Source organism: Kitasatospora sp. NPDC085895 (assembly GCF_040702125.1).
In the GTDB taxonomy this organism is placed as follows: Bacteria; Actinomycetota; Actinomycetes; order Streptomycetales; family Streptomycetaceae; genus Kitasatospora; species Kitasatospora arboriphila.
The window spans coordinates 80,969-87,437 of sequence record NZ_JBFBJY010000029.1; the positions used below are offsets into that span (position 1 = coordinate 80,969).

Consider the following 6,469-nt stretch of genomic DNA (forward strand, 5'->3'; position numbering starts at 1 on the left):
CAGCCCGTGAACCTGTCAGACAGCCAGACAGGTGGCGGCGGTCCGCGGCGCATCAGCGCGATGGAAGCGGTGTTCGGCCACCTGCGCAGCGCCATCGAGCGCGGTGAGTACGCCGTGGGGGACAAGCTCCCCTCGGAAGCGGAGCTGTGCCGGACCTTGGAAGTCAGCCGACCCGTGCTGCGGGAGGCGCTCCGCGCCCTGCAGACGATGGGCCTGACGGTCTCGAAGACCGGCAAGGGCACCTTCGTCGTGGCGAACACGGTCGAGGACCCCACCTTCGGCGACTACGCGGCCAGGGACCTCCTGGAGGTGCGCCGCCACGTCGAGATCCCGGTCGCCGGCTACGCGGCGCTGCGCCGCACGCCGGAGGACCTGGACCAGCTGGCCCACCTGCTCGACCGGATGGAGCAGGAGACCGACACCACCGCCTGGGTCGCGCTGGACACCGTCTTCCACCTGGCGGTGGCGCAGGCCTCCGGCAACCCGGTCTTCCGCCGGGTGATCGAGGAGATCCGCGACGCACTGGCGCGTCAGTCGACCTTCCTCAACGAACTCGGCGGCCGGCGCACGCAGTCCAACTGCGAGCACCGGGCGATCGTCGAAGCCCTGGTCGACGGTTCCGAACACGACGCGGTGGAGGCCATGTCCCACCACCTCCGCCAGGTCGAGACCACCCTCACCGACATCGTGCGCCCCAGGGGCACGGAGTCCACCACGGAAGGCATACCCGAGGCGTGAGCGAGCAGTTCCTCAAGGACGAGAAGCGCCCCACGACCCGTCACGTCGACGCCGGGGACACCGGCTACAGCAAGTCCCTGAAACCCCGCCACGTCAACATGATCGCCATCGGCGGAGCGATCGGCACCGGCCTCTTCCTCGGCGCGGGCGGACGCCTCGCCGACGCCGGTCCCTCCCTGTTCGTCGCCTACGCGGTCTGCGGCGTCTTCGCATTCCTCGTCGTGCGCGCGCTCGGCGAGCTCGTCCTCTACCGGCCGTCCTCCGGCGCCTTCGTCTCGTACGCACGGGAGTTCCTGGGGGAGAGGGGCGCGTACGCGGCAGGGTGGATGTACTTCCTCAACTGGGCGACCACCGGCATCGCCGACATCACCGCGGTGGCCACGTACACCCACTACTGGCACCTGTTCTCCGGGGTCCCGCAGTGGGTGATCGCCCTCGTGGCCCTGGCCGTGGTCCTCACCGTGAACCTCATCTCGGTGCGGATCTTCGGCGAGCTGGAGTTCTGGTTCGCCATCGTCAAGGTCGGTGCGCTGGTCGTTTTCATGGGAATCGCGATCTTCCTGCTGGTCACCCGGCACCCCGTCGACGGCGCCGTCCCCGGCCCGTCCCTGATCGTGGACAACGGCGGCGTCTTCCCCAACGGCCTGCTCCCGATGCTGCTGATCATCCAGGGCGTCGTCTTCGCCTACGCCTCGGTGGAACTCGTCGGCGTGACGGCCGGAGAGACCGAGAACCCCGAGAAGGTCATGCCGAAGGCGATCAACTCGATCATGTGGCGCGTGGGCCTCTTCTACGTCGGCTCGGTACTGCTGCTGTCGATGCTGATGCCGTGGAACAAATACACCTCCGGCCAGAGCCCCTTCGTCACCGTGCTCTCCCACATCGGCGTCCCGGCGGCCGGCAACGTGATGAACCTGGTCGTCCTCACCGCGGCGATGTCCTCGCTCAACTCCGGCCTCTACTCCACCGGCCGCATCCTGCGCTCCATGGCCGTCAACGGATCGGCCCCGCGCTTCACCGCCCGGATGAGCCGCACTCAGGTCCCCTACGGCGGCATCCTGCTCACCAGCGGCATGTGCGTCCTCGGGGTGGGCCTCAACTTCGTGGTCCCCGCCGACGCGTTCGAGATCGTGCTCAACCTCGCGGCGATCGGCATCATCGCCACCTGGGGCATGATCATGGTCTGCCACCTCCTGTTCTGGCGTAGGACCAGGGCCGGCGAACTGACCCGCCCCGACTACCGCCTGCCCGGCTCGCCCTGGACCGAACTCGTGACCCTGGCCTTCCTCGCCTCCGTCCTGGTCCTCATGTACGCCGACGGCGGCCCCGGGCGCACCACCGTGCTGTGCGTTCCGCTGATCGCCGCAGTGCTGGTCGCCGGCTGGTACGCGATCCGCGGGCGCATCGCGCGTGCCGCCGCCGGAGCCGACGGCTGAAACCCGGGGGCGGCCTCGGGACCCCCGTGGACCCGCCGCAATTCGCCCGGCCCGCCGCCCGCAGGTCAGCAGCCCCATCCACCACCGATCGAGGCAGTCATGCTCAGCAGTCCCCTCGCGGACGCGCCCGCGATCCGCGAGCCCCGCCACGTGCCCGTCGCCCACGTCACCCGGGGCGGTGTGGTCGAGGGCGTCCACTACGGCTCCGTCGTCGTCCTCGGCGGCGACGGGAGGGTCCGGTTCCGCCTGGGCGACATCGAGGCGGCCTGCTACCCGCGGTCGGCCCTCAAGCCGTTCCAGGCCGTCGCCATGGTCAGGGCGGGGCTTCCGCTCGACGGCGACCTGCTCTCCCTCGCGATGGGCAGCCATTCCGGCGAGGAGCGACACCTCGCCGGTACCCGGCGGATTCTGGCGCTCGCCGGCCTCACCGAGGACGACCTGCGCAACGTGCCGGACCTGCCGTACGGTCAAGCCGTCCGCGACGACTGGGTGCGCGAGGGCCGCCCGCCCTCCCGGCTCGCCCAGAACTGCTCCGGCAAGCACGCCGCGATGCTCTACCTCTGCACGCTCAACGGCTGGCCTCCGGAGACCTACCTCGACCCGGCCCACCCGATCCAGACGGCCATCGCCGAGGTCGTCGAGGAGCTCACCGGCCAGCGCATCGCGCACGTCACCGTCGACGGCTGCGGCACCCCGCTGTTCGCCGTCTCCCTGCACGGCCTCGCCCGCGCCGCCGCCCGGATCGCCGCGGCGGCGCCGGGCACGCCCGAGTTCCGGGTGGCGGAAGCGCTGCGCGGGCACCCGGAGATGGCCTCCGGTGCCGGGCGGGACGTGGCCGCGCTGATGCGAGCGGTGCCCGGACTGCTCGCCAAGGACGGCTTCGAGGGCGTCCAGATCGCAGCGCTGCCGGACGGCCGCGCCGTCGCCGTGAAGATCGCCGACGGCGCGAACCGGGCGCGCGTTCCGGTGGCGACGGCCGCGCTGGCCCTCGCGGGAGTCGATCCGCGGCTGCTCACCGGGTTCGGGGGAGAGCCGGCGACCGGCGGCGACCGATCCGTCGGCGGCGTCCGACCGGTGGCGGCGCTGGACCCGTCGGCCCTGCTCGCCCCCGCGTGACCCGACCCGCCACTCCAGGAAGAAGAGGACCCGCACACCCATGACCGCCGCCACCCGCAGCGAGCACGACCTGCTCGGAGACCGCGACGTCCCCGCCGACGCCTACTGGGGCGTCCACACCCTGCGCGCCACCGAGAACTTCCCCATCACCGGCACTCCCATCTCCGCCTACCCGCACCTGATCGACGCCCTGGCCGCCGTGAAGGAGGCCGCCGCCCTCGCCAACGAGGAACTCGGCCTGCTGGAACCCGCGAAGGCCGGGGCGATCGTCGCCGCCTGCCGCGAGATCCGCGGCGGCAGGCTCCACGACCAGTTCGTCGTCGATGTCATCCAGGGCGGCGCCGGCACCTCGACCAACATGAACGCCAACGAGGTCGTCGCCAACCGGGCACTGGAACTGCTCGGCCACGACAAGGGCGAGTATCGGCACCTGCACCCCAACGAGGACGTCAACCTCGGCCAGTCCACCAACGACGTCTACCCGACCGCCATCAAGATCGCGACCGTCTACGCGGTGCGCGGCCTGCTCGACGCGATGACCGTCCTTCAGGACGCCTTCGCCCGTAAGGCCGTCGAGTTCCGCGACGTGCTGAAGATGGGCCGCACCCAGCTGCAGGACGCCGTGCCGATGACGCTCGGGCAGGAGTTCTCGACGTTCGCGGTCATGTTGGAGGAGGACCGCAGCCGGCTCGCGGAGGCCGTCGAGCTGATCCACGAGATCAACCTCGGCGCGACCGCGATCGGCACCGGCCTCAATGCCCCCGCCGGGTACGCCGAGTCCGCCCGCCGCCACCTCGCCGACATCACCGGGCTGCCCCTGGTCACCGCCGCCAACCTGGTCGAAGCCACCCAGGACTGCGGCGCGTTCGTCCAGATGTCCGGCGTGCTCAAGCGCATCGCCGTCAAGCTGTCCAAGACCTGCAACGACCTGCGCCTGCTGTCCTCCGGCCCGCGCGCGGGCCTCGGCGAGATCAACCTGCCCCCGGTGCAGGCCGGTTCGAGCATCATGCCCGGCAAGGTCAACCCGGTGATCCCCGAGGTCGTCAACCAAGTCGCCTTCGAGGTGATCGGCAACGACGTCGCCGTCACTATGGCCGCCGAGGCCGGCCAGCTCCAGCTCAACGCCTTCGAGCCGATCATCCTCCACTCGCTGTCGGAGTCCATCACCCACCTGAGCGCGGCCTGCCGCACCCTCGCCGAGCGCTGCGTCACCGGCATCACCGCCAACACCGAGGTGCTGCGTGCGACCGTCGAGAACTCCATCGGCCTGGTGACCGCCCTCAACCCGCACATCGGGTACACGGCCGCCACCGACATCGCCAAGGAAGCCCTCGCCAGCGGCCGGGGCGTGGCCGAACTCGTCCTGGAAAAGGGCCTGCTCCCGGCCGGGACGCTCGCCGCCCTGCTCCGGCCCGAGGTGCTCGCGGGGACCGGCGCAGCCCTGGCCTGACGACGGGCGCAGTAGGGGTAGCAGCAGTCGTCGAGGGTCTCGGTGGAGGCGTCACGGATGAGGCAGGCGCCACCCGGGCGGCGATCGAAGGAGAAGCGGCGGGGTTGTTCACCGCCCTGCCGGAACTCGGCCACCACACCTGCCTCCACGCCGAACCGCTGCCCCGGCCACGTGGCCTCGGCGCTTCGCTCCCGGGCGGCCGAACACCGGGCGGTGTCCCCGGCTGGTGGCTGACCGCCCAGGCATAGGCCGATCTTTCCGGTCTGCCGAATCGAGTGCTGTCGAGAGCCTCGACGGCGTCGCCTGCGGACTCCTTGAGGAGGTGGCCGAAGAGGTGGACGTGATGGCGAGGGCGGCGCGGCGCAGGGTCTTGGGGTGCTTCCCTGCCCACCTTGGAGGCCCACTGGATCGCACTGACCCTGAATCCCTGCCGTGTCACCGATACTGACCTCGGCGTTTCGAGATGACGGATTGGGTGTTTGGCTGACGGGGGCTCAGCCGCTGCGGTAGGCCGTCGGGCATGCGATACACGCCGGCCCGCAGGGCGGTGGCGACCTGCTCACGCTGCTCCGGTCCGATGCCGGCGGCGAGGGCAGCCTCCCGCCATGATGCCATCAGCCCGGGAGGAACTGATGGGCCTTTTGCTCTCGCCCGGTCGATCGACCGAACGGCCTCGCCGAGTGCCACGGTGACGGCTTCCCGGCGCCGGGTGGGTACGGGCGGATCGTCGTGCAGGGCGAGGTGTTGGGCGGGCACGGCGTTCAACCCGGCGGCCAGTTGGTGCAGTGCGCGGGGCAGTTGCTCGAGCAGCCCGGCGAGCGCGCCGATGGTGTGGTGGACATCGGTCGGGTACGGGTAGGCGTCGGTCCGCGCGGTGGCGGCGTTGAGCCGGCGGATCTCGTCGGCGGAGGCCACCGCGATCCGGTGCGGGGTGTACGGGGAGTCATCGCGGGCCTCCTTCCTGAGAGCTCGGCCCCGGCACGGCTCAGCTTGAGTTTTAACCTTCCGTGACCGCCAGGATGTGCGATCCGTTCACCCACATGGGGATTCACCGGAAACGGTGACGACCTCCGGTTCACGCTGTGTGATGTCGAGTCTCACAACGGGTCGGAGGTCGTCGGTGTCCAGTGTGGTGCATGCAGCCGTCGACCGGTCGGTACTGACCGAACTGTCCTCCTTTCGGATGGAGTTGTATGCGGCGTTGCCCCGCCGCGCGGATGCATTGTTCGAGCTGGTGGACGCGGTGTTGTGCGCGGACGGGCCGGTGGTGTCGCTGCCGGAACTGTCGCTGGAGGCGGTGCACCGGCGCGGGCACGGGGCGATGTACGACGCCCTGGCGAACGGCCGGATCGACGTCGAACGGCTGCAACTGGCCCTGGTCGGACTGGAGTTGCCGCGCGGAACGGATCGGTAGATCTCGATCGCACTGGACGTGACGTCGTGGCCTCGGCCGGACGCGGAGTGCTCACCGGAGCGGTTGCACTGCCACCGGGCGTGCCGGTGCGACGGCGTCCGGCAGACGATTCCCGGCTGGCCGTACCAGGTCGCCGCCGCGCTGGGCAGTGGCCGCTCGTCGTGGACCGGGGTACTCGACGCGGTCCGGCCGGACCCGGCGACGACGCGACCGAGGTCACCGCCGTCCAGGTCCGCGACCTGCTGGAACGGCTCCGCGAGGCCGGGCAGTGGCTCGACGGCGACCCCGAGGTGCTGTTCGTGCTGGACTCCGGTT

At 70.8% G+C, this 6,469-nt stretch carries 6 protein-coding genes; 5 read left to right on the top strand and 1 reads right to left on the bottom strand.

Annotated elements, in window-relative coordinates; genetic code table 11:
* The first annotated feature begins 6 nt into the window (after positions 1–6).
* The 4 genes from AB0442_RS19730 to aspA all read left to right on the top strand — a co-directional run bounded on the left by AB0442_RS19730 (position 7) and on the right by aspA (position 4,740).
* Positions 7–738: a FadR/GntR family transcriptional regulator gene (locus tag AB0442_RS19730; RefSeq protein ID WP_366164234.1), complete on the top strand. Its 732-nt coding sequence runs from the start codon at positions 7–9 to the stop codon at positions 736–738.
* Entirely contained in the window at positions 735–2,174 is a 1,440-nt protein-coding gene (locus AB0442_RS19735; RefSeq protein ID WP_366164235.1) for an amino acid permease, read from the top strand. Before AB0442_RS19730 ends, AB0442_RS19735 begins: the two co-directional genes overlap by 4 nt.
* Before the next feature lie 99 nt (positions 2,175–2,273).
* Positions 2,274–3,290 (top strand): asparaginase, encoded by a 1,017-nt coding sequence (locus AB0442_RS19740; RefSeq protein WP_366164236.1) that lies wholly within the window; start codon positions 2,274–2,276, stop codon positions 3,288–3,290.
* A 40-nt stretch (positions 3,291–3,330) separates the two neighbouring features.
* Complete coding sequence (aspA, locus tag AB0442_RS19745; RefSeq protein WP_366164237.1) at positions 3,331–4,740, top strand: aspartate ammonia-lyase; 1,410 nt, start codon at positions 3,331–3,333, stop codon at positions 4,738–4,740.
* Positions 4,741–5,175: 435 nt separating this feature from the next.
* On the opposite strand, the gene AB0442_RS19750 is transcribed toward aspA, so the two are convergent.
* Entirely contained in the window at positions 5,176–5,655 is a 480-nt protein-coding gene (locus AB0442_RS19750) for a hypothetical protein (RefSeq protein WP_366164238.1), read from the bottom strand.
* A 205-nt stretch (positions 5,656–5,860) separates the two neighbouring features.
* On the opposite strand from AB0442_RS19750, the gene AB0442_RS19755 reads away from it, so the two are divergent.
* Positions 5,861–6,154, top strand: a complete 294-nt coding sequence (locus AB0442_RS19755) for a transposase (protein ID WP_366164239.1) — start codon at positions 5,861–5,863, stop codon at positions 6,152–6,154.
* The last annotated feature ends 315 nt before the right edge of the window (positions 6,155–6,469 follow it).

Bases quoted from the DNA above. Each gene is read 5' to 3' on its own strand.
- AB0442_RS19740 (WP_366164236.1), top strand. From the start codon at position 2,274: ATGCTCAGCAGTCCCCTCGCGGACGCGCCCGCGATCCGCGAGCCCCGC.
- aspA (WP_366164237.1), top strand. From the start codon at position 3,331: ATGACCGCCGCCACCCGCAGCGAGCACGACCTGCTCGGAGACCGCGAC.